The sequence below is a fragment of the Curtobacterium pusillum genome (genome assembly GCF_007673235.1).
In the GTDB taxonomy this organism is placed as follows: Bacteria; Actinomycetota; Actinomycetes; order Actinomycetales; family Microbacteriaceae; genus Curtobacterium; species Curtobacterium pusillum_C.
Genome location: NZ_VDZH01000004.1, coordinates 119,756 through 145,882, shown reverse-complemented (window position 1 = coordinate 145,882; position 26,127 = coordinate 119,756). Strand labels below are relative to the sequence as shown.

Below are 26,127 nucleotides of genomic sequence, written 5' to 3'. Positions count from 1 at the left end.
AACCGGCTTCCTACGCGCGGAACGGCCTCCTATGAGCGGAACCGCAGCCCACGCGCGGAACGGCACGCGCGACGCGCCCGCACACGCCAGGGCCGGGATCCGACCGGCCGGACGGGCTACCCTCGTGGGCGTGACCGGCAACGAAGCAGCACAGACCCACGAGCGCGCCCAGACCCGCACTGAGACCGACTCGCTCGGCTCGCGGGAGGTCCCGGCGGACGCGTACTGGGGCATCAACACCCTCCGCGCGCTGGAGAACTTCCCGATCACGTCGGTGCCGATCGCGGTGTACCCGGACCTCATCGAGGCCCTCGCCACCGTGAAGCAGGCCGCAGCCCGGGCGAACAAGGCGATCGGAGTGCTCGACGCCGAACGGGCCGACGCCATCGACCGCGCCGCGCAGGAGGTCCGGGACGGTCGTCTCCGGGACCAGTTCGTCGTCGACGTCGTGCAGGGCGGGGCGGGCACCAGCACGAACATGAACACGAACGAGGTCCTGGCGAACCGGGCCCTCGAGCTCCTCGGCCGCGAGAAGGGCGACTACGGGTACCTGCACCCGATCGACCACGTCAACCGCAGCCAGTCCACGAACGACACCTACCCGACGAGCGTGAAGCTCGCGATGATCTTCGGCGTGCAGCGGTTGACCGAGCAGCTGTCGCTCCTGTCCGACGCGTTCGCCGAGCGGGGGCGTGCCTTCTCCGACGTCCTGAAGATCGGCCGCACGCAGCTGCAGGACGCGGTGCCGATGACGCTCGGCCAGGAGTTCACCGGGTTCTCGCACACCATCCAGGAGGACGTCGTCCTGCTCCGCACGGTCATGCCGCTGCTGGCGGAGACGAACCTCGGGGCGACGGCGATCGGCACGGGCATCACGGCGGACCCGCAGTACCGCGACGAAGTCCGTCGGCAGCTCCAGGTCGCGAGCGGCCTCGACATCGTGACGGCCCCCGACCTCATCGAGGCCACGAGCGACGCCGGCGCCTTCATGACCCTGTCCGGCACCGTGAAGCGCAGCGCGGCGAAGCTCTCGAAGATCTGCAACGACCTGCGGCTGCTCGCGTCGGGGCCGCAGGCGGGGCTGGGCGAGATCACCCTCCCGGCTCGCCAGGCGGGGTCGTCGATCATGCCCGGCAAGGTCAACCCGGTGATCCCGGAAGTGGTGAACCAGATCGCGTTCGCCGTCGCCGGTGCGGACACCACGGTGACCATGGCGGCCGAGGGCGGTCAGCTGCAGCTCAACGCCTTCGAGCCGATCATCGCGCACTCGATCATGCAGTCCCTGCAGTGGATGGCGAACGGCTGCGCGACGCTCCGGGACCACTGCGTCGTCGGCATCGAGGCGAACGAGGCGAAGCTCGCGGCGCAGGTCGACACCAACGTCGGGGTCGTCACTGCCCTCACGCCGTACATCGGCTACGCGGCCGCTGCGTCGATCGCGCACACGGCGTTGACGACCTCGACGCCGATCGCCACGCTCGTCATCGCCGCGGGGCTGATGGAGGAGGACCAGGTGCAGCGGGTGCTCAGCCCGGCGCGGCTGTCGGGCATCGAGCTCGCGACCGGGGCGATCCCCGTCGTCACCGAGGAGATGCTCGACGCTGCGGCGCGGGAGACCCGGCGCGACTGACGTCGCGGCGCCCGGCACGTGCCGCTCGCACCGTGCGAGGGCACTGGGCGAGTGCACCGTGCGAGGCCGCCCCACGGTGCGAGGTTCCGGCCAGTGTGCGAGGCCGCGCGGGTCCTACGCTGCGCGGAACCTCGCACACTGCGGGCGACCCCTCGCACCGTGCGACGCACGTGCGACGCACGTGCGTCGCGAGCGCGCTACGGCAGCGGGGACTCGCCGGCCCGCACCTGCTGGGACATCTCCCGCAGGTGCTCCCGCTGCCCCTCCGACTCGGGCGACTCACCATCGTCGCTGCGCTGCATGGCCGCGGTCCGGACGTGGTGGGCGGCCGCGATGTCCGCGTCCCGCCAGCGCGCGAGCGTGAAGTTCCTCGTGACGTCCCGGAGCGGCAGGCGGATCGACTCGTCGGCCTCGATCCCCGCGAGCAGCTGCCGCATCCGGATCACCTCGGAGTCGAGCTCACCGCCGACGACCAGCACGAAGTTCGAGATGTACAGGTACACGAGCAGCAGGATCGCGCCACCGAGCCAGCCGTACGCCTTGTTGCCGCCACCGATGGTCTCGACGTAGATCGAGAACCCGAGCGTCGCCATCGCCCAGGTCACGATCGCGAACCCGGCGCCGGCGGACACCCACCGCAGCTGCGGCGTCTTCACGTTCGGCGTCGCGTAGTAGAGCACGGCGACCATCACCACGAGGTCGGCTGCGAGGACGGGCCACTTCACCACGTTCCACACGTCGTCGATCCACGGTGCCCATCCGAGCTGCCGGATGACCGCGGCGGAGATCGTCGGGGTGCCGAGCAGGATGACGATCGCGATCGCACCGCCGGCCATGACGAGCAGCGTGACGAGGAGCATCATGCTGCGGAACTTCCAGATCCGGCGCCCCTCCTCGACCTCGTACGCGGTGTTCATCGCCCGGCCGAACGCGGTCGCGTACCCGGACAGCGACCACAGCGTCAGGACGACCCCGGTCGAGAACCCGAGCCACGGGTTGTCGAGCGTGAGGAGCTGTCGGAGCGGACCCTCGAGGTGCTGCGCGGTCTCGGGGCGCACGATGAACCCGAGCACCTCGATGATGTCCGACAGGCTGTCGCCCTGCCGGTCGACGATGGACAGCGCGGACACGACGGTGAGCGCGGTCGGGAACACCGTCAGCAGGGCGAAGAACGTCAGCGACGCCGCCGCGTCGACGACGCGGTGCCGGATCACGGAGTGGTAGGTGCGCCGGACGACGGCGCGGACTCCCGTCCGCTGGAGATCGCGCGAGGCGCTGTCCGGCATGCGTTGTACGGTACCCGACACGTGACGGCCTGGAGGCGCGTGGCGGCGCCGCCCCGTGCCTCCAGTCCGGCCCTTGGTCGCGCTGGTGCACCTGCTGAACACCGGTGTTCGCGCTCCGCACCGCGGAACGCGGGTGTTCCACGCGCGAACACCGGTGCTCCGCGGCAGGGGTCAGTTGGCGTGCGGGTGCAGGGCGTCGTAGCGGCGGAACGACGGCACCAGGCGGAGGAGCAGCGCGACGAGGCCGATGATGAGCACGCCGCCGATGATCGGCGGGTACGCGATGCCCGCGGCGACGACGAGCCCCGCGTAGAGGTCACCGAGCCGCGGCCCACCCGTCACCACCACGATGAAGATGCCCTGCAGGCGCCCGCGCATCCCGTCCGGCGACGCCGCCTGCAGGATCGTGTTGCGGAACACCGAGCTGACGTTGTCCGCGCCGCCGGCCGCAGCGAGGAACAGCGCGGCCAGCCCGAGCGCGGGCAGGATGCCGACCGAGAACGACTCGCCGGCCCGGCCGCCGAGCACGCCGGCGAGGGCGATGACGACACCGAAGGCCGCGATCGCCCCGCCGTACGCCGTGATGGCCCAGCCGACGGCCTCGCCCTGTCGGCGGACGTGCCCGAGCGGACCGGAGAACACGCTCGACAGGAGCGCGCCGATCGCGTACGCGGCGGTCAGCGTGCCGACCGTGATCGACCCGCCGCCGATGACGAGCGCGCCGATCGCGGGGAACAGCACACGCGGCTGCCCGAACGTCATCGCGCAGATGTCGAGGACGAACGTCATGGTGATGTTGCGGGACCTCCGGAGGAACCGCGCGCCCTCGATCAGGGAACTCAGCCCGGGGCGGAGCGCGTCGTGGTCGGCGGGCATCCGGGGCAGGGTGAGGACGCCGAGGAACGCGAAGGTGAACAGGACGACGTCGATCGTGTAGGTCGGCGCGAACCCGACCGCCGCGATGAGCACACCGGCGACCGCCGGACCGACGGTGACCTGGAAGCCCGCCGCGATCCCGCCGAGGGCGCTCGCCGCGGGCAGCAGATCGGTGCCGACCAGGCGCGGCACGATCGCCGAGCGTGCGGCGTTGCTGACGGTCGCGGCCACCGCGTTCACGGTCGCGAGTACGTAGAGGAGCATGACGCTGTGCAGCCCGAGCCAGGCGTGCGTGGCGATCAGCGCGACCGCGACCCAGGCGATGATCGACGAGACGACCGCGACGGTGCGCCGGTCGAAGGCGTCCGCGAGCATCCCGCCGTACAGTCCGGCGACGATCATCGGCAGCAGCGCGATGACTCCGACGAGCGCCACGGCGAAGGTCGAGTGCGTGATCTCGTAGACCTCGAGGCCGACGGCCACGGTGGTCATCTGCGTGCCGATGCCGGCGATGGCGGTGCCGGCCCAGAGCCGGGCGAAGGCGGGGGACCGGCGGAGCGGGGTGAGGTCGGCGAGGATGCGGCGTCGCGGTTCGGTTCGTGTCACGGTGGAACCATTCTGGGGGCTGTCCGCCGTCTCTGGTTGACTTGCGGCATGACTGACCTGAACAGCAAGCCCGAGTTCGACGCCCCTGAGGGCCCGGCCCCCACCGAGCTCGTCATCACCGACATCGTCGAGGGCTCCGGCGACGTGGCCTCCGCTGGCTCGACCGTCAAGGTCCACTACGCCGGCGTCGAGTACGAGACGGGCGAGGAGTTCGACAGCTCCTGGAACCGCGGCGAGCCGATCGACTTCCCCCTCGCGGCCCTGGTGCGCGGCTGGCAGGAGGGCATCCCCGGCATGAAGGTCGGTGGGCGCCGCAAGCTCGTCGTCCCGCCGGAGCTCGCCTACGGCCCGGCCGGCGGCGGACACTTCCTCTCCGGCAAGACCCTCATCTTCGTGATCGACCTGCTCGGGGTCCGCTGATGCAGGTCGGTGCCCCGACGATCGAGCTGAACGACGGTCACCGGTTCCCCGAGCTCGGTCTCGGGACCTACGGGCTGGACGGCGACGAGGGCGCCGCCGCGGTCGGCACCGCGATCTCGGGCGGCTACCGGCTGCTCGACACGGCGCTGAACTACGGCAACGAGGACGCCGTTGGCAAGGCCGTGCGCGAGTCCGAGGTCGAGCGTGAGGACCTCGTCGTCACGTCGAAGCTCCCCGGTCGTCACCACGGCTACGACGAGGCGCACCGGTCGATCGACGAGACACTCGGGAACCTCGGCCTCGACCACGTCGACCTGTACCTCATCCACTGGCCGAACCCGTCGGTGGACAAGTTCGTCGACACGTGGAAGGCGTTCGTCGACCTCCGCGACAGCGGCAAGGTCCGCTCGATCGGCGTCTCGAACTTCACGCCGGAGCACCTCCGTCGCATCGTCGACGCCACCGGGGTCGCGCCGGCCGTGAACCAGGTCGAGCTGCACCCGTACTTCCCGCAGGCCGCACTGCGGAAGGTGCACCAGGAGCTCGGGATCGTGACCGAGAGCTGGAGCCCCCTCGCGAAGCGGTCGGAGCTCCTCACCGAGCAGCCGATCGTCGACGCGGCCGCCGCGCACGGGGTCGCCCCGGGTCAGGTCGTGCTCCGCTGGCACGTCCAGATCGGTGCCGTCCCGGTGCCGAAGTCGGGCGACGCGGCACGGCAGCGCGAGAACCTCGACGTCTTCGGCTTCGAGCTGACCGACGCCGAGGTCGCGGCGATCTCCGCGCTCGAGCGCGGCCGCCTCTGGGACGGCGACCCGGACACGCACGAGGAGATGTAGACGCTTCGCGTCCGACGGACCGGAGGCGCGGTGCCAACTGGCACCGCGCCTCCAGTCCGTTCCGCGGTCCCGTCTGCGGTGTCGGTCCGGCGGGACTACACTGGACACCCCTATTTCCCGAAGGGTTGTGTGTGTCCGAACCGACCGAGATCGACCGCGAGCGTGGCTACGTGGACGGGCTCTTCGCCCGACTCGACGAGCTGACCGCCGAGGCCGAACAGCGACTCGCCGAGACCCGCCGTCAGGCGGTCGGCGGGAACCACCAGAGCCGCAGCGAGCGCGACGCCTACGCGCGGCTCTACGAGGACACCATGGCGACGCTCGAGCGCGTGGGGGACCGGTTGGTCTTCGGCCGGCTCGAGGTCTCCGAGCCAGACAGCGACGAGGACGCCTTCCGCTACATCGGCCGCGTCGGACTGCGCGACCGCGAGCACCGCCCGCTCCTGCTCGACTGGCGCGTCCCCGGTGCGAGTGCCTTCTACCAGGCGACCGCCGCGCACCCGATGGGGATGCGCGCGCGCCGGCACCTGACCCTCGACGGGCGCAGTGTGGTCGGCATCGAGGACGAGGTCTTCGACGCCACCCTCTACGACGACGAACGCACGCACCTGCAAGGCGAGGGCGCATTGCTCGCGGCCGTCACCGCCGAGCGCACCGGTCGGATGACGGACATCGTCGCGACGATCCAGGGCGAGCAGGACCGGATCATCCGTTCACCGCTCGAGGGCGTCCTCATCGTGCAGGGCGGCCCCGGCACCGGCAAGACCGCCGTCGCGCTGCACCGCGCCGCCTACCTGCTGTACTCGTACCGCGAGCGCCTCCGGGGCTCCGGCGTGCTCATGGTCGGTCCGTCCCCGGCGTTCCTGACCTACATCGAGCAGGTGCTGCCGTCGCTCGGCGAGACCGGTGTCGTGATGGCGTCCCTCGGGTCGCTGTACCCGGGCGTCCACGCGACGAAGCACGACCACCGTGACGTCGCCGCGGTGAAGGGCTCGGCCGAGATGGCGCAGCTGTTCCGCCGCGCCGTGCGGTCCCGGCAGGTCGTCCCGACCGAGTCCGTCACGCTCGACGTCGAGGGGGAACGGCTCGTGGTGCCGCCCGAGCTCGTCGCCGACGCCATGAAGCGTGCGCAGGACCGAGGCAAGCCGCACAACGTCGCGCGGGTCACGTTCAACAAGATCGCCCTCGACGCGATGACCCGGTTGCTCGCCGACCAGCTCCGCGCCCGCGGCACCGCGGTCGACGAGGCGGACGAGAAGGTCCTGCGCGAGGACATCCGCTCGTCGTACGACGCCCGCGTGCTGCTCAACACCGCGTGGCTGCCGCTGTCGCCGGAGAAGTTCCTCGAGGACCTCTACGCGCGGCCGAACTGGCTGGCGTCGCTCACCCCGCACTGGACCCCGGAGCGCCGCGCCCTGCTGCTGCGCGCACGCGGAGCCGCCTCCACGGTGGAGGACGTCCCGCTCCTCGACGAAGCCGCCGAACTCCTCGGCCCGTTCGACCCCACCGGCGGCGCGGCGAAGCGTGCGGCGAAGGCGAGCCGCAACCGCGACATCGAGAACGCCCGCCAGGCGATCGAGAACATGGGCGTCGAGGGCATCGTCACCGCCGAGCAGGTCGCCGGGTCCTTCGCCGAGGGCGGTGACGCCCGGAGCACCGCCGAACGTGCCGCCGAGGACCGCGAGTGGACCTACGGGCACATCGTCGTCGACGAGGCCCAGGAGCTCTCCCCGATGCAGTGGCGGGTCCTCGCCCGCCGGAACCCGCTCCGGTCGTTCACGATCGTCGGCGACATGGCGCAGGGCTCCTCGCCCGGTGCCGCCCGAACGTGGGACGACGTCATCGGCGCCCTCGCCCGTCGTCGCCGGGGCCGCGCGCCGCAGGTGCCGATCGCGCACCGCGTCGAGGAGCTCACGGTGAACTACCGCACGCCCCGCTCCATCGTGCAGGCCGCGGGGGAGTTCGCCGACGCTGCGGGTCTGACGGTCACCCGGAACGAGGCCGTGCGCGACGGCGACCCCGTGGTGCGGTTGCAGGCGTCCCGCGCGGACCTGTTCGACACCGTCGCGTCGGTCGTCGACACCGAGCGGGAGCACATCGGCTCCGGCACGATCGGCGTCATCGTGCCCGAGGAAGACGTCGACGCCGTGCGACAGCGTCTCGCCCGGACCGAGGCGGACGTCCGCTCGCTCGGGTCGCCCCGGCCCGGGTCGGTCACGGTGCTGACCGGGGCAGACGCGAAGGGCCTGGAGTTCGACGGCGTCCTGCTCGTCGACCCGGCCCGCGTGGGGGCGGACGCGGCGCGGGCCGCCGCGGCGGTCTACGTCGCGATGACGCGGCCGACGCGTCGACTGACGGTCATCGACGTGGCGTGAGCGCGGGCTGCGGCACTTCGCGGGCGGCTCGACGGACCGGAGGCGCGGCGTGCGTCCGTCAGGTCGGGGTGCCCTCGGCGCGCACGCGCGTCACCAGGGCCGCCCACGGGCCGTCGAGGCGGGTGCCTGGGATCGTGACCGTCGTCCGCTCGACGGTGATCGTCCACGTGTAGTCGTCGCGGACGCCCGGCGCCGGGGCTGACGGCGCATCGCGGGGCAGAGCACCGACGAGGTCCGACCACCCGGACGGGTCGTCGCACACGTCGGTGTCGACCCGCCAGCCCCGCGAGAGGCCCGCGAGCCCTCCGGTGCGGCGGACGTCGATGCGCATGCCCCGACCGTACGCCCGGCGCCCACGTCAGTCGAGCACGCCCACCGTCCGCCAGGCCTCCTGGACCGCCGTGTGCTGCGACGAGCCCGTGCCGAAGCGGGCGGCAGCGGCGTCGATCGTCACCGCCGCGAACCCGGCGAAGTCGATCGACGCGGTGACGGCGTCGGAGGTGAGGGCGTCCCACCAGACGGCTCCCGCACCGTCCCACGCGTTGCCGCCGATCGTGGTCGCGGCCAGGAAGAACGCGTGGTTCGGGATGCCCGAGTTCGTGTGCACGCCGCCGGCGTCCTCGGTGGTGTCGACGTACCCGGCCATCGTCGCGGGCTGAGGGTCCTTTCCGAGCACCGGGTCGTCGTAGGCCGTGCCCGGGGCGCGCATCGAGCGCAGGGCGACCCCGTGCACGGCGGCCGTGAAGAGCCCTTCGCCGATGAGCCACGAGGCCTGCTCCGCGGTCTCGCGCGCGGCGTACTGCGCGACGAGCGAGCCGAAGACGTCGCTGATCGACTCGTTCAGCGCGCCCGACTGCCCCTGGTACGTCAGGTCAGCCGTGTACTGCGTGACGCCGTGCGCGAGCTCGTGGCCGATGACGTCGAGGGCGATCGTGAAGCGGTTGAAGACCTCGCCGTCCCCGTCGCCGAACACCATGCGACTGCCGTCCCAGTACGCGTTGTCGTAGTCCTGCCCGTAGTGCACCGTGGCGTCGAGTGGGAGACCGGCGCCGTCGATCGACACCCGGCCGAACACCTCGAGCCAGAACGCGTGCGTGGCGCCGAGGCCGGTGTACGCCTCGTCCACCGCGGCGTCGCCGGATTCGGGGTCGCCCTCGCGCCGGACGGTGGTGCCGGGCAGCGTCGTGGTGCCGTGGGCGTCCGAGATCGTGCGCTGCGGTGATCGGTCGACCGTGCCGCTGACGCCCTGCGACCGGACGCGGTGCTCGTGCTTCGGGCGCTGCACGGTGTCGAGCGACGCGAGGGCGGTGCGGGCGGCCGAGGCCGCGCGGGGGAAGGCGTCCGCGTCGGCGACGGCGCGGAGCAGGTACGGCGGGACGACGGATCGGACGCGGTCGGTCGGGGTCATGGCGTCATGCAACCACCGGGCACCGACAGGGGCGGTCAGCGCTTGCGGTTCTCGACGAGGCCGAGCGCGTACGACTCCCACCACTGGCCGGCTGCGGGTCCGCCGTTGCACGTGCCGTCGCTGAGGCCGGGCGTCTTCACCCAGAGCAGCGCGTCCAGCCGGGTCGACCCGCGCGTGACGTGCGGTGCCTGCCCGAGCCCCGCGCCGTGCGGGTTGCACCACGTGCCACGCCAGCCCTGCCCGTTGCGCGAGACGTCGATGACGAAGTGCGGGTCGTCACCGATCGCGTCCGCCAGCTCGTCGGCGTAGGCGCGCTCCTGGTCGACCCGGTAGAAGTTCGACACGTTCGTGAAGAAGCCCTGCGTCTGGTCGACCCCGGCGGCACGCAGCCACTTCGCCATCGTGGCGGTCGGTACCCGGTTCTCGTTCCCGCCGTCGAGGTAGACGGTGAGGCCGTGCCCGCTGAGCTCGTCGACCGCCTTCCGGAGGAGCGGGAGCCGGTCCTGCTCGAGTCGCTTGCACACCTGGATCTGGGCGATGGCGTCGGGTTCGACGAGCACGACGGCCTTCGACCCCGCCATCGCCCGCACGGCGGACCGCACCCACGGCAGGTACTCGTCGGCCTGTGTCCCACCCTTGGAGTAGCTGCCGCAGTCGCGATCGGGGACGTTGTACAGCACGAACACCGGGGTCTTCCGCTGCGCCTCGGCGCTCCGGACGACGTCGCGGATGGTCTGTCGGGTCTCGCTGACCGAGGTGTTCGTGAGCCACGTCGCGATCGGCTGGTCGGCGATGACGGCGATCTTGGCCGCGGTGGTGTCGTCGCCGTCGGCCCGGGCCTGGGACTCGCGCTTGCCGGGTTGGTTCTCGTCCGCCGGCTGTCGGGCGAGACCGCCGGGGAACGCCCCGGAGGCGGACTTCCGCTCGGCGACGTGCCGTCCGTCGGTGCCGGATCCGCGGGGGAGGACCAGCACGAGCGTGGTGACGAGCGCCGCCACGACCACCGCCGCGATCCCGATCCACGTCCACTGACGACGGCCGGGACTGCGACGTGCACGGGTTCCCTCGACACTCGGCATGCGCCCATGCTCGCAGGTGGGACGGGCGAACGCCCAGACCCGCTGGGCGTTCCCCCAGCCTCGGCGGTGCTCCCTGTCAGGGCGGTCCCGCAGACTGGCGGGATGTTCCGGAAGCTCCTCCTCCTCGCCCTGACCGCGGCGTACGCCTGGGTGATCTGGCGGATGACGCTGACACCGCAGGTCTTCACGTCGGCGCAGAACTCCCTCGTGCTGCACGCGATCGCCTGGGTCCAGCAGCTCCCGCACGGCTCGTGGTTCTCCTACGACCGCACGGAGTTCCTCGCGAACATCGCCATGTTCGTCCCCGTCGGGATGCTCGCCGCGCTGTGGCTGCCGCGTCGCTGGTGGATCCTCGGCGCCGTCGTCGCGGTCGTGCTCTCCACCGGCATCGAGTTCGCGCAGGCGACCTACCTGCCGTACCGCGTGGCCGATCCGCGCGACGTGCTCTCGAACGGCCTCGGCGGTCTGCTCGGCGCGACGCTCGTCGGACTCGTCCGCAGCCTGCTGCCGGCACCGAGGCGCCGCCGTCTGCGGGCTCGGACCGCCTGACACTCTGGTAGTCTTGGGCGGTTGCCGTCGAACGGCCGCGGACAAAGAGCGCTCGTGCATTCGGTACGGGCACCGCGCAACGGACTGAAAGGGGATCTACGCATGGCACTTGACGCGAAGGTCAAGCAGGAGATCATCGAAGAGTACGCGACCCACCCGGGCGACACCGGTTCCCCCGAGGTCCAGGTCGCCGTTCTGACTCGTCGCATCAACGACCTGAACGAGCACCTCAAGGAGCACAAGCACGACCACCACTCGCGTCGTGGTCTGCTGCTCATGGTCGGTCAGCGTCGCCGTCTCCTCGGTTACCTCTCCGACGTCGACATCGCCCGCTACCGTGCGCTCATCGAGCGCCTCGGCCTGCGTCGCTAGTCGACCGACCCACGCTTGACCGAACGCCCCGGTCCTCCTCGTGAGGACCGGGGCGTTCTCCGTTCCGGGCGCGAGCGCTGGTGCGGGCGCGCGGGAATGGTTGCGCAGGGCCTCGTGTTGGGTACGATGTTCATGCAAACGCATCGAAAGTCGGGACTCACCATGACCACCATCGCCGTCGTCTCCGCCGGGCTCTCCGAGCCCAGCTCCACCCGCCTGCTCGCCGACCGCCTGGCCGAGGCGACCGTCGCGTCGCTCGCCGCACCAGGTCGCAGTGGAGAGCCGGGAGGCGCGGCGAAGGTCCTGCACGTCGACCTGCGCCCGCTGGCGCACGAGATCACCGACGCGATGCTCACCCGGTTCGCGGCGCCGGCACTGTCCGCCGCGATGGCGACCGTCGTCGAGGCCGATGCCGTCGTGTTCGTCACGCCGGTCTTCACCGCCGGGGTGAGCGGCCTGGCGAAGTCGTTCCTCGACGTGCTCGACAAGGACGCGCTCGCCGAGATGCCCGTCCTCCTCGGTGCCACCGGCGGGACCGCACGGCACTCGCTCGCGATCGAGCACGGCCTGCGCCCGGTCTTCGCGTACCTCCGGGCCGCCGTGGTGCCGACGGGCGTCTTCGCGGCGACGGACGACTGGGGGAGCGCAGGCGACTCCGCCGCACTGGACGGACGCATCCGCCGGGCGGGAGACGACCTGGCCTGGGCGATCCGTGCCTCCAGGCGGACCCCGCAGGAAGCCGACGCGCTCCCGGCGACGGCGGACTTCGCGTCCCTGCTCGGCGGTCTCGGCCACTGAGCCGGATCGGCCGCTGAAAATGGCCGGGGCGACGGGCCGCAGCCCGTCGCCCCGGCGGCGTCAGTCCTCTGGGGTGGCGGCGAGGTCGGCGTCCACCATCGCGCGGACGATGTCCTCGAACCCGACGGTGGGCTGCCAGCCGAGCTCCTCGCGGAGCCGGCTGGAATCGCCCACGACGGTCTTGACGTCCGTCGGTCGTGCGAGCGACGGGTCGACGCGGATCCGGGACTCGGGGTCGGACACGCCGGCTGCCGCGAGTGCTGCCAGTGCGAAGGACCCGACGCTGTGCGCCACGCCCGTCGCCACGACGTAGTCGCGTGACGCGCGCGCCTCGACGACCAGGCGGATCGCCTCGGCGACGTCGGGCGCCCAGCCCCAGTCGCGCTCGATCGACGGGTCCGCCAGGACGACCTCGTCCGCCCGGCCCCGTGCCACGTCGGCGACCGCCGACGTGATGAGGCGGGTGACGAAGCGCTTCGGCCGGCGCGGCGACTCGTGGTTGAACAGGATCAACGACGACGCGCGCAGTCCGGCAGCACGGTAGGCGGCCACCAGGTGGTGCGCGTGCGCCTTCGCGGCGCCGTACGGGTTCGTCGGTGCGACCGGCGTGGACTCGTCGACGACGCCGGACGCCGGCGCGCCGAAGACCTCCGAGCTCGACGCCTGGACGACCTGGCAGTCGATGCCGTCGTCCGCGAGGCGCCGGGCAGCCGCGAAGACCGCTGCCGGCACGATGGCGTCCGCGACCGCGGTGCCGACGGGGTCCTGCCAGGCGCGCGCGACGGAGCTCTGCGCCGCCAGGTTCACGATCGCGTCCGGACGGACCTCGTCCACGAGGCGACCGAGGGCGTCCGTGTCCGTCAGGTCGAGCTGCCGGAGGTCGACCCCGTCGACGACGTTCTCGGTCGTCTTCGAGACGCCGACGACCTCGTGTCCGTGCCGGAGGAGGGTCTCGGCCAGGTAGCTGCCCGTCTGGCCGGTGACCCCCGTGACGAGGACCCGCACGCTCACGCCGTGGCGACCGCGTCGGTCCCGCGCTCGCGGGCGAGGTCGGCGTCGACCATGGTGGCGACGAGCTGCGGGAACGACATCTGCGGCTTCCAGCCGAGACGTTCGTGCGCCTTCGTCGCGTCACCGATGAGCAGGTCGACCTCGGCCGGGCGCATGAAGCGCTCGTCCTGCTTGACGTAGCGCTCCCAGTCGTCGATGCCGACGTGCTTGAAGGCGAGGTCGACGTACTCGCGGACCTCGTGGGTCTCGCCCGTCGAGATCACGTAGTCGTCCGGCTCGTCCTGCTGCAGCATCCGCCACATCGCCTCGACGTAGTCGCCCGCGAAGCCCCAGTCGCGCTTCGCGTCGAGGTTGCCGAGCACCAGGGAGTCCTGCTTCCCGAGGGCGATCCGGGCGACGGCGGTGGAGATCTTCCGCGTCACGAACTCCGGGCCGCGCAGGGGGGACTCGTGGTTGAACAGCATGCCGCTCGACGCGTGCATCCCGTACGACTCGCGGTAGTTGATGGTCATGTGGTGACCGAAGGCCTTCGCCACGCCGTACGGCGACCGCGGCCAGAGCAGCGTCGTCTCGGACTGCGGGACCTCCTGCACCCGGCCGAACATCTCGGAGCTGGACGCCTGGTAGAAGCGCGGCTTCGTCGAGGTGAGGTCGGAGTACTGCCGCACCGCCTCGAGCATGTTGAGCACGCCCATGCCGGTGACCTGGCTCGTCAGGCTCGCGTTCTCCCACGAGTACGCGACGAAGGAGATCGCCCCGAGGTTGTAGACCTCGTCGGGGCGCACGGTGTTCATGGTGCGCAGCAGGCTCGACGGGTCGAGGAGGTCGCCGGTGACGATCTGGACGCCGGGCACCCGCTCCTTCACCAGGTCGATCTTTGGGTTGTTCTGCCCTCGGACGAGGCCGAAGACCTCGTAGCCCTTCGCTGTCAGCAGCTCGGAGAGGTAGAGGCCGTCCTGGCCGGTGATGCCGGTGATGAGTGCACGGGGCGACATGGAGCTCCTATTCGAATCGCGTCAACCTAGCATCGCAGAGTCACGAGGGGTCGTCAGAACCGCGGGGTTCAGTACCAGTGCGGGTTGACGCTCATCTCGTGGCTCCACGCCCCGCACGGGGAGCCGTAGGCGTCGTGGATGTACGCGAGACCCCAGTTGATCTGCGTCGCCGCGTTCGTCCGCCAGTCCGCGCCGGCGACCGCCATCTTGTTCGCGGGGAGCGACTGCGGGATGCCGTACGCCCCGCTCGACACGTTCAGGGCGTTCGCGCGCCAGCCGGACTCCTGCGTCCACAGCGAGACGAGGCACGAGAACTGGTCGGAACCCCAGCCGTACGAGCCGATGGCGCTCCGGGCGTAGGCCTGCGCGGCGGCCGGGTCGACCACGACGCCGCTCGTGCTGGGGTACGACGAGCCCGAGCCGCCGCTCGTCGCTGGGACGGCGGTGTTCGCCGCCGCCGCGTCGGCCGCAGCCTGGCGCTTCCGCTGCTGCTCGGCCTTCTGCGCGGCCACCTGCACGCCGAGCTGGTAGCGCTGCTCGGTCGTCGCGGTGGTGTCCTTCAGCGACGCCAGCTGCGCGTAGAGCTCGTCGCTGTGCTCCTGCGTGTCGGCGACGGCGGCCTTCGCGACGGCCTCGGCGGACTCCGCAGCGCTCGCCTTCGTCTCCGCCGCGTCGGCGAGGTCCGCCCGCTCGTCCTCGGCCCGGGTCGCCTGGTCGTGCAGGGACGACGCGGTCTTCGCCGCGACGGACGCGTCGTCCATGACGCCGGCCCACGTCGACGACAGCTGGTCGAGCGCGCCGAGCTGGTAGAGCAGCTGGTCCGGGTTCTTCGCCGTCGCGATGCGGGTGGTCATCTCGTTCGAGCTGCCGTCGCGGTACAGGTTGGCCGCGAGCTGACCGGCGCGCTGCTGCGCACGCTCGGCGGTCTTCGCCGCCTGGTCGGCCTGGGCCTGGAGGCTCGTGGCGGCCTGGGCGGCGGAGGCCAGGTCCGCCTCGGCCTGGTCCGCCTTCTCGGAGGCGTCGAGCGCCGCCTGCGACTTTGCCGCCGCGGCCGACTGCGCCGCCTGCAGTGCGGCCTGCACGCGGGAGACCTCGGCCTTCTTGGCCTGCTCGTTGCCCTTCGCCCGCTCGACGTCCTGCCAGCTCGGGTACTCCGTCGCGTTCGCCGGGACTGCGGTGACGACGGGGGCGACGAGCGCGCCGACGACCACTGCGGCCGCGACGAACAAGCCCCGGGAGGGGGTGAGGCGCATGGCAGCAGGCTACCGAGGACACGCCCGTTCGCCGTGAGCCTCGCCGCCGATTCCCTGCGGACTGGTAAAGTCCATCACGTCCGGGGACCGTTTCCCCGGGCGGAACGACAAACACTGCGCAGGCCGGGCACGGAGCTGGTCATCGGTGGTGGCTCGCGGGCCGGACGGTTTCCCGAGTGCTTCTACTGCTGGCCAGACATGCGTCCCGATCCCCTCGGCGCGCACGCACCATCGGGTGCCGTGGCCCCAGCCTGCCGAACACTTCAAGGAGGCACCCTTTTGGAGGGTCCCGAGATCAAGTTCGCCGAGGCCGTTCTCGACAACGGCAAGTACGGCAAGCGCACCGTCCGGTTCGAGACCGGTCGGCTCGCACAGCAGGCGCAGGGCGCGGTCGCCGCGTACCTCGACGAGGACACGATGCTCCTCTCGGCCACCAGCGCCGGCAAGCACCCGCGTGAAGGGTTCGACTTCTTCCCGCTGACCGTCGACGTCGAGGAGCGTTCCTACGCCGCCGGCAAGATCCCCGGTTCGTTCTTCCGCCGCGAAGGCCGTCCCAGCACCGAGGCGATCCTCGTCTGCCGTCTCATCGACCGGCCGCTGCGCCCGTCGTTCGTCGACGGCCTCCGCAACGAGGTCCAGATCGTCATCACCGTCCTGAGCATCGCTCCGGACGAGTTCTACGACGCGCTCGCGATCAACGCGGCGTCCGCGTCGACGCAGATCTCCGGTCTGCCGTTCTCCGGCCCGATCGCCGGTGTGCGCCTCGCGCTCATCGGTGACCAGTGGGTCGCGTTCCCGAAGGCGTCGCAGCTCGCCGAGGCCGTCTTCGACCTCACCGTCGCGGGCCGTGTCGTCACGGACGAGGCCGGCAACGAGGACGTCGCGATCATGATGGTCGAGGCCGAGGCCACCGAGCACAGCTGGGACCTCATCCAGGGCGGCGCGACCAAGCCCGACGAGGCCGTCGTCGCGCAGGGACTCGAGGCGGCGAAGCCGTTCCTCAAGCAGCTCGTCGAGGCGCAGGCGAAGATGGCCGCGCAGTCGGCCAAGGAGATCCAGGACTACCCGGTCTTCCCGCCGTACGCACCCGAGGTCTACGACGCGGTCGAGGCCATCGCGCTGTCCGAGCTCGGCGACGTCTACAAGATCGCCGGCAAGCTCGAGCGTCAGGACGCCGACGACGCCCTGAAGGCCCGCGTCAAGGAGGCCATCGCCGCCAAGGTGACGGCCGGCGAGCTCCCCGAGAGCGCCAACGGCCAGGTCAGCGGCGCCTACAAGTCGGTCACGAAGAAGGTCGTCCGCGGCCGGATCCTGACCGAGCAGGTCCGCATGGACGGTCGCGGCCTCGCCGACATCCGTCCGCTCGACGCCGAGGTCGCCGTGATCCCGCGCGTCCACGGTTCGGCGATCTTCCAGCGCGGCGAGACCCAGATCCTGGGCGTCACCACGCTGAACATGCTCAAGATGGAGCAGCAGATCGACTCGCTGTCGCCCGTCACGAAGAAGCGCTACCTGCACCACTACAACTTCCCGCCGTACTCGACGGGTGAGACCGGTCGTGTCGGTTCGCCGAAGCGTCGCGAGATCGGGCACGGCTTCCTCGCCGAGCGCGCCCTCGTGCCGGTGCTGCCGTCGCGTGAGGAGTTCCCCTACGCCATCCGTCAGGTGTCCGAGGCCCTCGGCTCCAACGGTTCGACGTCGATGGGTTCCGTCTGCGCCTCGACCCTGTCGCTCCTCAACGCCGGTGTGCCCCTCAAGGCCCCGGTCGCGGGCATCGCGATGGGCCTCGTCTCCGACACCGTCGACGGTCAGACCCGCTACGCGGCGCTGACCGACATCCTCGGTGCCGAGGATGCCCTCGGCGACATGGACTTCAAGGTCGCCGGCACCTCGGACTTCGTCACGGCCATCCAGCTGGACACGAAGCTCGACGGCATCCCCTCGTCGGTCCTCGACGCCGCCCTCAAGCAGGCCAAGGAAGCGCGCTCCGCGATCCTCGGTGTGCTGAACGAGGCGATCGACGCCCCCGACGAGATGGCCGACACCGCGCCGCGCGTCATCTCCGTGCAGATCCCCGTCGACAAGATCGGCGAGCTGATCGGCCCGAAGGGCAAGACGATCAACGGCATCCAGGACGAGACCGGTGCCGACATCTCGATCGAGGACAACGGCACCGTCTACATCGGCGCCGTCGACGGTCCGTCGGCCGAGGCCGCTCGTGCGTCGGTCAACGCGATCGCGAACCCGACCAACCCGGAGATCGGGGACCAGTTCCTCGGCACCGTCGTGAAGATCGCCACGTTCGGCGCCTTCGTGTCGCTGCTCCCGGGCCGTGACGGTCTGCTCCACGTCTCCGAGGTGCGCAAGCTCGCCGGCGGCAAGCGTGTGGAGAACGTCGAGGACGTCCTCGGCGTGGGCCAGAAGATCCTGGTCGAGGTCACCAAGGTGGACGACCGCGGCAAGCTCTCGCTCGCGCCGGTCGTGGCCGACGAGTCGGACACCGACTCCAGCGGTGCCCGCGAGGAGTCGACGGACGCCACCGTCTGATCCACCCCTGGCACACGAACGGCCGTCGTCCCTCGCGGGGCGACGGCCGTTCGCCGTTCGCGGGGCGCCGACTGCGCCGAGACTCGGGCTGGGCGACAGTTCGCGGGCGCCGGGGCCCGAGAACTGTCGCTGACACCGAGTCTCGGCCGAGCCGCGGGCGGCGGCCCGGGCGGCCCGGGCAGAGCAGGCCCGTCAGGCGGCTGGTGTCTCCTGCGTGCCGACCAGCTGGGCACGGCCGAGCAGGTGCTCCCGCAGCACGAACCCCACGACGGCGGGCGTCGCATCGGCGGGGGCCTCGAGCACGGGGACGTCGAGCGCGTTCAGCGTGAAGAAGTAGCGGTGCGGGCCGTGACCGGCGGGCGGGGCGGCACCGAGGAACGTGTCCGTGCCGAACTCGTTACGCCGGCGGAGCGCCTCGGCGGGGAGCAGCGTGTCGTCGGTGCCGGCACCCGCGGGCAGGCTGGTCGCGCCGGCCGGGATGTCGGTCAGGCTCCAGTGCCAGAAGCCCGAGCCGGTCGGGGCGTCGGGGTCGTAGACGGTGAGGACGTAGCTCTGCGTGCCCTCGGGGGCGCCGGACCACTCGAGCGCGGGGGAGCGGTCCTCGCCGCCGGCGTCGGTACCGCGGGCGGACGTGGGCAGGACTTCGCCGTCACCGAAGTCGGGGCTGGTCAGGGTGAACGAGGGGACCTCGGGGAGGTTCCAGTTGGGGTCGTTGGCCATGCGCCCAGCCAACACCCGCCGCCTCGGCTCACGCTCGGTGCGCGTCCGGTGCGCGACGGGGCGCGGCAGAGGCCGGACGGGAGGCGCGGGTCGGCCTCGATCCGTGCCTCCAGTCCGACGTGTGGTCGCGAGGGCACTGTGGTCGCGAAAGCGACAGATGTGCGCGTGCGCCCGCGGTCCGTCCCGTGAGGGCGACAGATGTGCGCGGATGGTTCGCGGCAGACTGTCGCTTTCGCGACGGTGACGGGTGCGGCGACCGGGCGGGTCCGGCCAGGGCGGCGCCTGCGGCGTGCGCGTCAGGCGGCGAGTACGCGCTCGACGACGCGGCCGAGGGCCGCCGTCGCGGCGATCGCGTCACCGGCGTACGCGCCGGACATGGCGCCGTCGCGCGCGAGCATGAGCTCGTCCGCGCCGTCACCGGGCAGGGCGTGCCCGGCGTCCTGCAAGAGGTCGGCCAGGCGTTCGGTGTACCAGTCGCGGTGCATCGCGACGACCTCGCGCACGGGGTCACGGGGGTCGTGGTACTCGGCGGCGGCGTTGAGGAACGCGCAGCCACGGAAGTCCGGGTCGTTGACCTCGTCTGCCAGGGCGGCGACCCACGCGCGGACGGCCCGTTCAGGGGAGCCGGCGTCGGCGATGAGCTGCTCCATCCGCTGCTGCACTCGCTCGTGCTGCGTCCGGATGTAGGCGAGGATCAGGTTGTCCTTCGACCCGTAGTGCTTGTAGAACGTCGCCTTCGTGACGCTCGCCTCGGAGATGAGGCGGTCGACGCCGACGCTGTGGATGCCCTCTTCGTAGAAGAGTCGCGTGGCGGTCTCGAGGACACGGACCTTCGCGCCGCCGGAGCGGGGAGTCGGGGGGACGCTCGACCCGTCCGGCGACGCGAGGTTCGTGCTCGGGCCAAGGAGACGCTGGACGGCCGGTTGGGGGGAATCGACCGTCACAGCGTGGCTCCTTGGGCTCATCGGCTCCGCGACTGAGTGGGGGGACTCGTGCGTCGCGCAGGACTGATGTCCCGAGCCACCGGATCGAAATCTAGGGGGGCTTTCGATCCGGTGTAAGAACTGTACCACAGGGAGGACAGACAGACGAGTCTTTCTATCCTCCTCGGCTGTACCCCACTTCGAGTGACATCGTGTGCACCTGTGGAAACTGGGCGGCGGGCGCTCGGGGGTCAGTAGGCTCGTCTGCGATGAACCACCCAGTGCCGTTGCCGCTCGAGGCCCCGGACACGTCGTTCCTGACGTCCGGGGGCGCCTTCGTCCGCCGATCCGTCCTGCCTTCGGGCGTGCGGGTCCTGACCGAGGCCATGCCCGGAGCCAGTTCGACGAGCCTCGGGTTCTGGGTCGGGGTCGGCTCCCGCGACGAGCGAGCCGGTCAGTACGGCTCGACGCACTTCCTCGAGCACCTGCTGTTCAAGGGGACCGCCAAGCGTTCGGCCCTCGACATCGCGATCGCGTTCGACTCGGTCGGCGGTGAGCACAACGCCGCCACGGCGAAGGAGTACACCTGCTACTACTCGCGGGTCCGTGACGCCGACGTACCGATGGCGGTCGAGGTGATCGGCGACATGGTCACCGGTTCCGTGCTCGAGTCCGCGGCGTTCGACGTCGAGCGCGGCGTGATCCTCGAGGAGCTCGCGATGGCCGCGGACGACCCGGCCGACGTCGCGGGCGAGGCCTTCTTCGCCGCCGCGTTCGACGGCCACGCCCTCGGCCGACCGATCGGTGGCACCCCGGAGAGCATCCGTGCGGTCGGGCGTGACGAGGTCCTGGCGCACTACCGGGAGCACTACGCCCCGAACGGCATCGTCGTCACCGCCGCCGGCGCGATCGACCACGACCGCTTCTGCGAACTGGTCGAGACCGTGTTCCAGGGTGCGCCGAAGGCCTCCCCGCTCGCGCGACGGACCCCGCAGCCCGTGGCCGACCCGGCGATCCCGAAGCTCTCGGTCGTGCACCGTCCGACCGAACAGGTCAGCATGCTGCGCGGCTCGCAGGGGCTCGACCTCCGCGACGAGCGTCGTCCGGTCCTCAGCGTGCTCAACGCCGTGCTCGGCGGTGGCATGAGCTCCCGCCTCTTCCAGGAGGTCCGGGAGCGCCGCGGCCTCGCCTACGCGGTGAGCTCGTTCGCGCCCGCCTACCTGGACAACGGTGCGTTCGGTGTCTACGCCGGGTGCGCCCCCGACAACGTCGGCGGGGTGATCGAGATCGTCGACGCCGAGTTCCGCCGGATGGTCGACGACGGCATCACCACCGACGAGCTCCGCCGTGCGAAGGGGCAGATCGAGGGGGCGCTGACGCTCTCGCTCGAGGACTCCGACGCCCGGATGACCCGACTCGGCCGGTCCGAGCTCGGCACGGGGGAGTTCACCGACCTCGCCACCGCCCTCGAGCGGGTGGACCGTGTGACCACGGGCGACGTCCTCGACCTGGCGCGCGACCTCCTGACCCGCCCGACGATCACCTCCGTGGTCGGAGCGGTGCAGCAGGACGAGCTCGCGGCCGCGATCGGGATCGGCGGTTGAGCACCGACATGTCGCACTACCTCTACCTCGTCCGGCACGGCGAGCACCAGGACGCGGAACACGGGCTGCGTGACGGCAAGCTCTCGGAGCGCGGCAAGCGGCAGGCCATGCTCGTCGCCGACCGACTCGGTGGCGTCCCGTTCGACGGCGTGTACCACTCGCCGCTCGAGGCCCCGAGCGAGACCGCGTCGTTCCTGTCCCAGCGGCTGCCAGCGATCCAGCCCGAACCGTCGACCCTGCTCTTCGACTGCATCCCGTCGGGGCCGACGCCGGACATGCCGCACGCCTACCAGGGCTGGTACGGCGGCATCACCGAAGAGGAGATCGTCGCCGGGCAGGCCCAGATGGGCGACGCCGTGGCCGAGTGGTTCACCCCCGCCCGCGACGACCGGCACGACCTGCTCATCACGCACAACGCCGTGATCGGCTGGTTCGTGCGCGAGGCGTTCCAGGCGCCGGAGTGGCGGTGGATGGGGACCAACGTGGCCCACACCGCGCTGACGATCATCCGCATCCGGTCGGCCAAGCCCGCCGAGGTCGTGGCGCTCAACGACCTGGCGCACCTGCCGGTCGAGCTCCGGACCGGCCTGCCGGTCGACCAGCCGGTCTGACGGCTAACCGACGCGCACGGGCTTGCGGTACCAGGCCGTCGCGTTCGGGTTGTCGTTGAACGGCTGCACACGCTCGTAGCCCCGGCCGCGGTACATCGCTCCGGCGGCGACGAGGGAGTCGTTCGTGTCGAGGACGATCGCCGTCGCGCCGAGCTCGGCGGCCGCGGCCTCGAGCGTGTCCATCAGCGCCGTCGCGACCCCCTTCCCACGGCCCGCGGGTGTCACGAACACGTGCTTGACCTCGAACCGGACGTCCGGGCGGTCGCCAGCCGTGTCGTCCGCGATCCGACGGAGCCCACCGCACCCGACCGCGAGACCGTCGTCGTACGCGACCGCGAAGACCCCGTTCGGCGGCGTGAACTCGGCCGCCGGGGTGCGCTTCCGCGCGTAGGAGCCCTGGGCGCTCGGGAACGTCGCCTCGCGCTCGTCGAGGTAGGCGTCGAGCAGCGCGTCGACCTCGGGGATGTCTGCCGGCACGGTCCTGACCTCGAGCGTCATGCGTCGATCCTAGGATGGTGGACATGGTCACTCCCGTCGCCGTCGTCGGCGCCACCGGTCGTCTCGGGGGCCTCGTGGCCGCCGTCGTCGAGGAACTGCCCGAGTTCGAGCTCGTCGCGAGCCTGTCGTCGAAGGACGGCGCGCACGAAGCCGGTCCGTCGGTGTTCGGGGGAGCGGCGATCGTCGTCGACGTGACCGTCCCCGCGCTGAGCCCCGCCATCGTCGACACCGCGCTCGCGAGCGGCGCGAACGTGCTCGTCGGCACCTCCGGGTGGTCGGGCGACCGACTCGCGAAGCTCCGCGCCGGACTCGAGTCGCGTCCCGAGCAGGGCGTCTTCGTGGTGCCGAACTTCTCGATCGGCTCGGTGCTCGGCACGCACCTCGCCACGATCGCAGCGCCGTGGTTCCCCTCGGTCGAGATCGTCGAGACGCACCACGCCGGCAAGATCGACTCGCCGTCCGGGACCGCGGTCCGCACCGCCGAACTCATCGCCGACGCCCGGCGCGAGGTCGGTCCGGTCGAGGCCCCGCACGTCGACCAGCGAGCCCGCGGGCAGCAGGTCGCGAGCGTCCCGATCCACTCGCTGCGGTTGCCCGGCGTGAAGGCCGTGCAGGACGTCCTGCTGAGCGGCCCCGGCGAGACCCTGACGATCCGGCACGACACGAACGACGACGTCGCCTACGTGGCGGGCATCCGCGCGGCGCTGTCCGCCGTCGGGTCGATGCGGGGCCTGACGGTCGGCCTCGGCAGCGTCCTCGGCATCGGCTGACCCGCCGTGCGCCTGACCCGCTCGCTCCGTTCGCCGTTCTGGGGCGCCGCCCTGATGGCGGTGCTGCTCGCGCTCTACATCGTGCTCGTCGGGCAGCGGGCGGTGGCGTTCATCGCGACCGGCATCCCGATCGGGATCGGCATCGGCGTGGCACTGTTCGTCGTCGCGGCGATCGGCGCGCTGCTGCTCGTCCTGGAGTTCCGCTTCGGACTCCGCATCACCCGGCTCGGCGCGCGCCTCGAACGCGAGGGGGCGGCACCGGCGGACGTGGTCCCCGTGCGGCCGTCGGGTCGGCCGACGCGCGAGGCGGCCGACGAACTCTTCCCCGAGTACAAGGCCGCCGTCGAGACCGACCCGACGGACTGGCGCGGGTGGTACCGCCTCGGCGTCGTCTACGATGCCGCCGGTGACCGCAAGCGGGCGCGGGCTGCGATGCGCGAAGCGCTCACCAGGGCAAGCGGCTGACGGACTGGAGGCGCGTGGCGGCCCCGCCACGCGCCTCCAGTCCGATTTGTCGGTGCGTCAGAAGGCGGCGTCGACCGCGTCCTCGGCGCGCGCGTACCGGAACGCGTAGCCGGACTCCAGCAGCTTCGTCGGCACCATCTGCTGGCTCGACAGGAGCATCTCGTCCGCCGCCTGCTGCAGGAGCAGGCGGAGCGCGAACTCCGGGATCCGGAACAGGTACGGCCGGTGCAGGTCCTCGGCGACGCGCTTCGTGATGCGGTCGGCCACGGCGGCCTCGGGTCCGGCGAGGTTGACCGGACCGGTCACTGCGGTGGCGTCCGGGCTCGTCGCGAGGTGCACGATCGCGCCGACCTCGTCCTCGAGCGCGATCCACGGCCAGTGCTGCCCGCCGGGGCCGAGACGACCGCCGAGCCCCGCCTTCGTGAGCGGCACGAGGGGAGCGAGCGCGCCGCCGCCCTTCCCGACGACGATGCCGGTGCGCAGGGTGACCACGCGGACGCCCTCGGGAGCGGCGTTCGCGGCGGCCTCCCACACGGTGCAGACCTCGGCGAGGAACCCGGTGCCGGCGGCCGCGTCGTCCTGCAGCACGTCGGCGGGACGGTCGCCGTAGACGCCCGAGGCCGAGCCGGACAGGAACAGCGCCGGCGGGTTCGTGGCGTGGCGCATCGCCTCGACCAGGGTCTCGGTGGCGGTGACCCGCGAACGGAGGATCTCCTGCTTGTAGGTCTCGGTCCAGGGGAGCTTGCCGATGTTCGCACCGGCGAGGTTGATCACCACGTCGGCGCCGTCGAGGATCGCCGGGTCGAGCTTCCGGCTGCCGGGGGACCAGCGGAACTCGGTCGCCGTGTGCGGCTCACGCCGGACCAGGGTCGTCACGTGGTGTCCCGCCTCGCGCAGCGCGCGGACGAGCGGGGTCCCGATGAAGCCGGACGCACCGGCGACCAGGATCGAGAGCGGCTCTGTCGTCATGTCGTTCACGCTACTCAGCGCTCGTCGAAGTCTCCTGCCCGTGGATGTCTCCGGCTCGTCGTAGGCTCTTCCTGTGACCGAGACCGTGCAGCCCGACGCCTCCGTTCCGACCCCGTACGAGGACCTGCTCCGCCGCGTCCTCACGGAGGGCACCCCGAAGGGCGACCGCACCGGTACCGGCACCCGCAGCCTGTTCGGCGCACAGCTCCGCTACGACCTGGCGAAGGGGTTCCCGCTTGTCACGACGAAACGCGTGCACTTCAAGTCGGTGGCGTACGAGCTGCTCTGGTTCCTGCGCGGCGACGGCAACGCCCGTTGGCTGCAGGAGCACGGCGTCCGGATCTGGAACGAGTGGGCGGACGAGGACGGCGATCTCGGCCCGGTCTACGGCGTGCAGTGGCGCTCGTGGCCGACGCCGTCGGGGGAGCACGTCGACCAGATCGCGCAGGTGATCGAGCAGATCCGGACGAACCCGGACTCGCGACGACTCATCGTCTCGGCGTGGAACGTCGCGGACATCCCCGAGATGGCGCTCGCCCCGTGCCACGCGTTCTTCCAGTTCTACGTCAACGACGGCAAGCTCTCGTGCCAGCTGTACCAGCGCAGCGCGGACATGTTCCTCGGCGTCCCGTTCAACATCGCCTCGTACGCGCTGCTCACGCACATGATCGCGGCGCAGACCGGGCTCGAGGTCGGCGAGTTCGTCTGGACCGGCGGCGACTGCCACGTCTACGACAACCACGTCGAGCAGGTCGAGGAGCAGCTGTCCCGCACGGGGTACGCGCTCCCGACGCTCGAGCTGGCCCCGCGCGACTCGATCGACGACTACGAGTACGAGGACTTCACGGTCGTCGGCTACCACCACCACCCGGCGATCAAGGCCGCGGTCGCCGTCTGATGCCCGGGACCGACTGGACCGAGCCCGTGCGCGGGGTCGGCATGGTCTGGGCCCGCTCGACGAACGGCGTGATCGGCGCCGACGGCGGGATGCCGTGGCACGTGCCCGAGGACCTCGCGCACTTCCGGCAGGTGACCGGCGACGCGACCGTCGTGATGGGCCGCCGAACCTGGGCCTCGCTGCCGGAGCGCTTCCGGCCCCTGCCCGGGCGCCGGAACGTCGTGCTCACCCGTGACGAGTCGTGGGCCGGGACGGACGATGCCGCGGGTGCCGAGGTCGCACACGACCTCGCGACCGCGCTCGACACCGACGAACCCGTCTGGATCATGGGCGGCGGCCAGGTGTACGCGGCGGGGCTGCCCTTCGCCGACCGGGTGTCCGAGACGGTGATCGACGTCGAGGTTCCCGGTGACACGGTCGCGCCGGCGCTCGCCGAGGCGGACGGCTGGGCACTCGTCGACGGGGGCCCGTGGCAGACGTCCCGCACCGGCGTGCGCTACCGCTTCCTCGAGTGGCGCCGTCGCGCGTAGCGCACGGTGCTCGGGTGATCGCGCCCCGCTCCGAACACCGCGCCCCGCCACACCGGGGCGCGGTGTTCGGACGGGGGCGCGGTGCGCCGTGGACGTGA

At 71.6% G+C, this 26,127-nt stretch carries 26 protein-coding genes; 14 read left to right on the top strand and 12 right to left on the bottom strand.

Annotated elements, in window-relative coordinates; all coding sequences use genetic code 11:
• Positions 1 to 130 precede the first annotated feature (130 nt).
• The gene (locus FS532_RS12385; RefSeq protein ID WP_144754702.1) at positions 131 to 1,630 is read left to right on the top strand and encodes an aspartate ammonia-lyase; all 1,500 of its coding nucleotides are present in this window, start codon (positions 131 to 133) and stop codon (positions 1,628 to 1,630) included.
• Between the two features lie 197 nt (positions 1,631 to 1,827).
• On the opposite strand, the gene FS532_RS12380 is transcribed toward FS532_RS12385, so the two are convergent.
• Together FS532_RS12380 and FS532_RS12375 are read right to left on the bottom strand one after the other, a co-directional pair.
• Positions 1,828 to 2,916, bottom strand: coding sequence for a YihY/virulence factor BrkB family protein (locus tag FS532_RS12380; protein ID WP_144754699.1), 1,089 nt, complete (start codon positions 2,914 to 2,916; stop codon positions 1,828 to 1,830).
• Positions 2,917 to 3,087: 171 nt separating this feature from the next.
• Complete coding sequence (locus tag FS532_RS12375) at positions 3,088 to 4,398, bottom strand: MFS transporter (RefSeq protein WP_144754696.1); 1,311 nt, start codon at positions 4,396 to 4,398, stop codon at positions 3,088 to 3,090.
• A gap of 48 nt (positions 4,399 to 4,446) precedes the next feature.
• Here FS532_RS12375 and FS532_RS12370 point away from each other — a divergent pair, with 48 nt between their 5' ends.
• The 3 genes from FS532_RS12370 (at position 4,447) to FS532_RS12360 (ending at position 8,029) form a co-directional block, all read left to right on the top strand.
• Positions 4,447 to 4,818, top strand: a complete 372-nt coding sequence (locus FS532_RS12370; protein WP_092094011.1) for an FKBP-type peptidyl-prolyl cis-trans isomerase — start codon at positions 4,447 to 4,449, stop codon at positions 4,816 to 4,818.
• Positions 4,818 to 5,654, top strand: coding sequence for an aldo/keto reductase (locus tag FS532_RS12365; protein ID WP_144754694.1), 837 nt, complete (start codon positions 4,818 to 4,820; stop codon positions 5,652 to 5,654). Before FS532_RS12370 ends, FS532_RS12365 begins: the two co-directional genes overlap by 1 nt.
• Before the next feature lie 131 nt (positions 5,655 to 5,785).
• Entirely contained in the window at positions 5,786 to 8,029 is a 2,244-nt protein-coding gene (locus tag FS532_RS12360) for a HelD family protein (RefSeq protein ID WP_186322022.1), read from the top strand.
• Positions 8,030 to 8,087: 58 nt separating this feature from the next.
• Here FS532_RS12360 and FS532_RS12355 read toward each other — a convergent pair whose 3' ends face one another.
• Genes FS532_RS12355 through FS532_RS12345 form a run of 3 tightly spaced genes read right to left on the bottom strand, consistent with a single transcriptional unit; the run spans position 8,088 to position 10,516 of the window.
• Positions 8,088 to 8,360 (bottom strand): protealysin inhibitor emfourin, encoded by a 273-nt coding sequence (locus FS532_RS12355; RefSeq protein ID WP_144754688.1) that lies wholly within the window; start codon positions 8,358 to 8,360, stop codon positions 8,088 to 8,090.
• Positions 8,361 to 8,387: 27 nt separating this feature from the next.
• Positions 8,388 to 9,437 carry a M4 family metallopeptidase gene (locus tag FS532_RS12350; protein ID WP_144754684.1) on the bottom strand — a complete coding sequence of 350 codons (1,050 nt, stop codon included), beginning with the start codon at positions 9,435 to 9,437 and terminating at the stop codon, positions 8,388 to 8,390.
• A 35-nt stretch (positions 9,438 to 9,472) separates the two neighbouring features.
• Complete coding sequence (locus tag FS532_RS12345; RefSeq protein WP_144754682.1) at positions 9,473 to 10,516, bottom strand: glycoside hydrolase family 6 protein; 1,044 nt, start codon at positions 10,514 to 10,516, stop codon at positions 9,473 to 9,475.
• Positions 10,517 to 10,618: 102 nt separating this feature from the next.
• On the opposite strand from FS532_RS12345, the gene FS532_RS12340 reads away from it, so the two are divergent.
• The 3 genes from FS532_RS12340 (at position 10,619) to FS532_RS12330 (ending at position 12,235) form a co-directional block, all read left to right on the top strand.
• Positions 10,619 to 11,065, top strand: coding sequence for a VanZ family protein (locus FS532_RS12340; RefSeq protein ID WP_186322021.1), 447 nt, complete (start codon positions 10,619 to 10,621; stop codon positions 11,063 to 11,065).
• A gap of 102 nt (positions 11,066 to 11,167) precedes the next feature.
• Positions 11,168 to 11,437 carry a 30S ribosomal protein S15 gene (gene rpsO / locus FS532_RS12335; protein ID WP_070416523.1) on the top strand — a complete coding sequence of 90 codons (270 nt, stop codon included), beginning with the start codon at positions 11,168 to 11,170 and terminating at the stop codon, positions 11,435 to 11,437.
• Positions 11,438 to 11,599: 162 nt separating this feature from the next.
• Entirely contained in the window at positions 11,600 to 12,235 is a 636-nt protein-coding gene (locus tag FS532_RS12330; protein ID WP_144754676.1) for a CE1759 family FMN reductase, read from the top strand.
• A 60-nt stretch (positions 12,236 to 12,295) separates the two neighbouring features.
• On the opposite strand, the gene FS532_RS12325 is transcribed toward FS532_RS12330, so the two are convergent.
• The 3 genes from FS532_RS12325 to FS532_RS12315 all read right to left on the bottom strand — a co-directional run bounded on the left by FS532_RS12325 (position 12,296) and on the right by FS532_RS12315 (position 15,494).
• Positions 12,296 to 13,246 (bottom strand): GDP-mannose 4,6-dehydratase, encoded by a 951-nt coding sequence (locus tag FS532_RS12325; RefSeq protein WP_222121987.1) that lies wholly within the window; start codon positions 13,244 to 13,246, stop codon positions 12,296 to 12,298.
• Positions 13,243 to 14,241, bottom strand: a complete 999-nt coding sequence (locus FS532_RS12320; RefSeq protein ID WP_144754673.1) for a GDP-mannose 4,6-dehydratase — start codon at positions 14,239 to 14,241, stop codon at positions 13,243 to 13,245. The genes FS532_RS12325 and FS532_RS12320 overlap by 4 nt, the downstream gene beginning before the upstream one ends.
• Positions 14,242 to 14,309: 68 nt before the next feature.
• Complete coding sequence (locus FS532_RS12315; protein ID WP_144754670.1) at positions 14,310 to 15,494, bottom strand: hypothetical protein; 1,185 nt, start codon at positions 15,492 to 15,494, stop codon at positions 14,310 to 14,312.
• A gap of 279 nt (positions 15,495 to 15,773) precedes the next feature.
• Here FS532_RS12315 and FS532_RS12310 point away from each other — a divergent pair, with 279 nt between their 5' ends.
• Positions 15,774 to 18,041: a polyribonucleotide nucleotidyltransferase gene (locus FS532_RS12310; protein WP_144754667.1), complete on the top strand. Its 2,268-nt coding sequence runs from the start codon at positions 15,774 to 15,776 to the stop codon at positions 18,039 to 18,041.
• A gap of 192 nt (positions 18,042 to 18,233) precedes the next feature.
• On the opposite strand, the gene FS532_RS12305 is transcribed toward FS532_RS12310, so the two are convergent.
• Together FS532_RS12305 and FS532_RS12300 are read right to left on the bottom strand one after the other, a co-directional pair.
• On the bottom strand, positions 18,234 to 18,761 hold the full coding sequence (locus FS532_RS12305) for a YbhB/YbcL family Raf kinase inhibitor-like protein (RefSeq protein WP_144754664.1): 528 nt from the start codon (positions 18,759 to 18,761) through the stop codon (positions 18,234 to 18,236).
• A 296-nt stretch (positions 18,762 to 19,057) separates the two neighbouring features.
• Positions 19,058 to 19,705 carry a TetR/AcrR family transcriptional regulator gene (locus tag FS532_RS12300; RefSeq protein ID WP_144754661.1) on the bottom strand — a complete coding sequence of 216 codons (648 nt, stop codon included), beginning with the start codon at positions 19,703 to 19,705 and terminating at the stop codon, positions 19,058 to 19,060.
• A 248-nt stretch (positions 19,706 to 19,953) separates the two neighbouring features.
• Here FS532_RS12300 and FS532_RS12295 point away from each other — a divergent pair, with 248 nt between their 5' ends.
• The gene (locus tag FS532_RS12295) at positions 19,954 to 21,288 is read left to right on the top strand and encodes a M16 family metallopeptidase (RefSeq protein ID WP_144754659.1); all 1,335 of its coding nucleotides are present in this window, start codon (positions 19,954 to 19,956) and stop codon (positions 21,286 to 21,288) included.
• Between the two features lie 8 nt (positions 21,289 to 21,296).
• A complete protein-coding gene (locus FS532_RS12290; RefSeq protein WP_144755428.1) occupies positions 21,297 to 21,899 on the top strand; it encodes a histidine phosphatase family protein in 603 nt (200 codons plus the stop codon).
• A gap of 3 nt (positions 21,900 to 21,902) precedes the next feature.
• On the opposite strand, the gene FS532_RS12285 is transcribed toward FS532_RS12290, so the two are convergent.
• A complete protein-coding gene (locus tag FS532_RS12285) occupies positions 21,903 to 22,397 on the bottom strand; it encodes a GNAT family N-acetyltransferase (protein ID WP_144754656.1) in 495 nt (164 codons plus the stop codon).
• A 23-nt stretch (positions 22,398 to 22,420) separates the two neighbouring features.
• On the opposite strand from FS532_RS12285, the gene FS532_RS12280 reads away from it, so the two are divergent.
• Positions 22,421 to 23,167 carry a 4-hydroxy-tetrahydrodipicolinate reductase gene (locus tag FS532_RS12280; protein ID WP_260852666.1) on the top strand — a complete coding sequence of 249 codons (747 nt, stop codon included), beginning with the start codon at positions 22,421 to 22,423 and terminating at the stop codon, positions 23,165 to 23,167.
• 6 nt (positions 23,168 to 23,173) lie between these two features.
• Positions 23,174 to 23,632, top strand: a complete 459-nt coding sequence (locus FS532_RS12275; RefSeq protein WP_440130715.1) for a tetratricopeptide repeat protein — start codon at positions 23,174 to 23,176, stop codon at positions 23,630 to 23,632.
• Between the two features lie 57 nt (positions 23,633 to 23,689).
• On the opposite strand, the gene FS532_RS12270 is transcribed toward FS532_RS12275, so the two are convergent.
• On the bottom strand, positions 23,690 to 24,601 hold the full coding sequence (locus FS532_RS12270; RefSeq protein WP_144754651.1) for a TIGR01777 family oxidoreductase: 912 nt from the start codon (positions 24,599 to 24,601) through the stop codon (positions 23,690 to 23,692).
• Between the two features lie 73 nt (positions 24,602 to 24,674).
• Between FS532_RS12270 and FS532_RS12265 the strand changes: the two genes are divergently transcribed.
• Together FS532_RS12265 and FS532_RS12260 are read left to right on the top strand one after the other, a co-directional pair.
• Entirely contained in the window at positions 24,675 to 25,499 is an 825-nt protein-coding gene (locus tag FS532_RS12265) for a thymidylate synthase (RefSeq protein WP_260852665.1), read from the top strand.
• Positions 25,499 to 26,029 (top strand): dihydrofolate reductase, encoded by a 531-nt coding sequence (locus FS532_RS12260; protein ID WP_186322020.1) that lies wholly within the window; start codon positions 25,499 to 25,501, stop codon positions 26,027 to 26,029. The genes FS532_RS12265 and FS532_RS12260 overlap by 1 nt, the downstream gene beginning before the upstream one ends.
• Positions 26,030 to 26,127: the final 98 nt, after the last annotated feature.

Bases quoted from the DNA above. Each gene is read 5' to 3' on its own strand.
- FS532_RS12280 (WP_260852666.1), top strand. From the start codon at position 22,421: ATGGTCACTCCCGTCGCCGTCGTCGGCGCCACCGGTCGTCTCGGGGGC.
- FS532_RS12355 (WP_144754688.1), bottom strand. From the start codon at position 8,360: ATGCGCATCGACGTCCGCCGCACCGGAGGGCTCGCGGGCCTCTCGCGG.
- FS532_RS12290 (WP_144755428.1), top strand. From the start codon at position 21,297: ATGTCGCACTACCTCTACCTCGTCCGGCACGGCGAGCACCAGGACGCG.
- FS532_RS12330 (WP_144754676.1), top strand. From the start codon at position 11,600: ATGACCACCATCGCCGTCGTCTCCGCCGGGCTCTCCGAGCCCAGCTCC.
- FS532_RS12340 (WP_186322021.1), top strand. From the start codon at position 10,619: ATGTTCCGGAAGCTCCTCCTCCTCGCCCTGACCGCGGCGTACGCCTGG.
- FS532_RS12260 (WP_186322020.1), top strand. From the start codon at position 25,499: ATGCCCGGGACCGACTGGACCGAGCCCGTGCGCGGGGTCGGCATGGTC.
- FS532_RS12295 (WP_144754659.1), top strand. From the start codon at position 19,954: ATGAACCACCCAGTGCCGTTGCCGCTCGAGGCCCCGGACACGTCGTTC.
- rpsO (WP_070416523.1), top strand. From the start codon at position 11,168: ATGGCACTTGACGCGAAGGTCAAGCAGGAGATCATCGAAGAGTACGCG.
- FS532_RS12305 (WP_144754664.1), bottom strand. From the start codon at position 18,761: ATGGCCAACGACCCCAACTGGAACCTCCCCGAGGTCCCCTCGTTCACC.
- FS532_RS12350 (WP_144754684.1), bottom strand. From the start codon at position 9,437: ATGACCCCGACCGACCGCGTCCGATCCGTCGTCCCGCCGTACCTGCTC.
- FS532_RS12370 (WP_092094011.1), top strand. From the start codon at position 4,447: ATGACTGACCTGAACAGCAAGCCCGAGTTCGACGCCCCTGAGGGCCCG.
- FS532_RS12315 (WP_144754670.1), bottom strand. From the start codon at position 15,494: ATGCGCCTCACCCCCTCCCGGGGCTTGTTCGTCGCGGCCGCAGTGGTC.
- FS532_RS12380 (WP_144754699.1), bottom strand. From the start codon at position 2,916: ATGCCGGACAGCGCCTCGCGCGATCTCCAGCGGACGGGAGTCCGCGCC.
- FS532_RS12320 (WP_144754673.1), bottom strand. From the start codon at position 14,241: ATGTCGCCCCGTGCACTCATCACCGGCATCACCGGCCAGGACGGCCTC.
- FS532_RS12285 (WP_144754656.1), bottom strand. From the start codon at position 22,397: ATGACGCTCGAGGTCAGGACCGTGCCGGCAGACATCCCCGAGGTCGAC.
- FS532_RS12365 (WP_144754694.1), top strand. From the start codon at position 4,818: ATGCAGGTCGGTGCCCCGACGATCGAGCTGAACGACGGTCACCGGTTC.
- FS532_RS12270 (WP_144754651.1), bottom strand. From the start codon at position 24,601: ATGACGACAGAGCCGCTCTCGATCCTGGTCGCCGGTGCGTCCGGCTTC.
- FS532_RS12345 (WP_144754682.1), bottom strand. From the start codon at position 10,516: ATGCCGAGTGTCGAGGGAACCCGTGCACGTCGCAGTCCCGGCCGTCGT.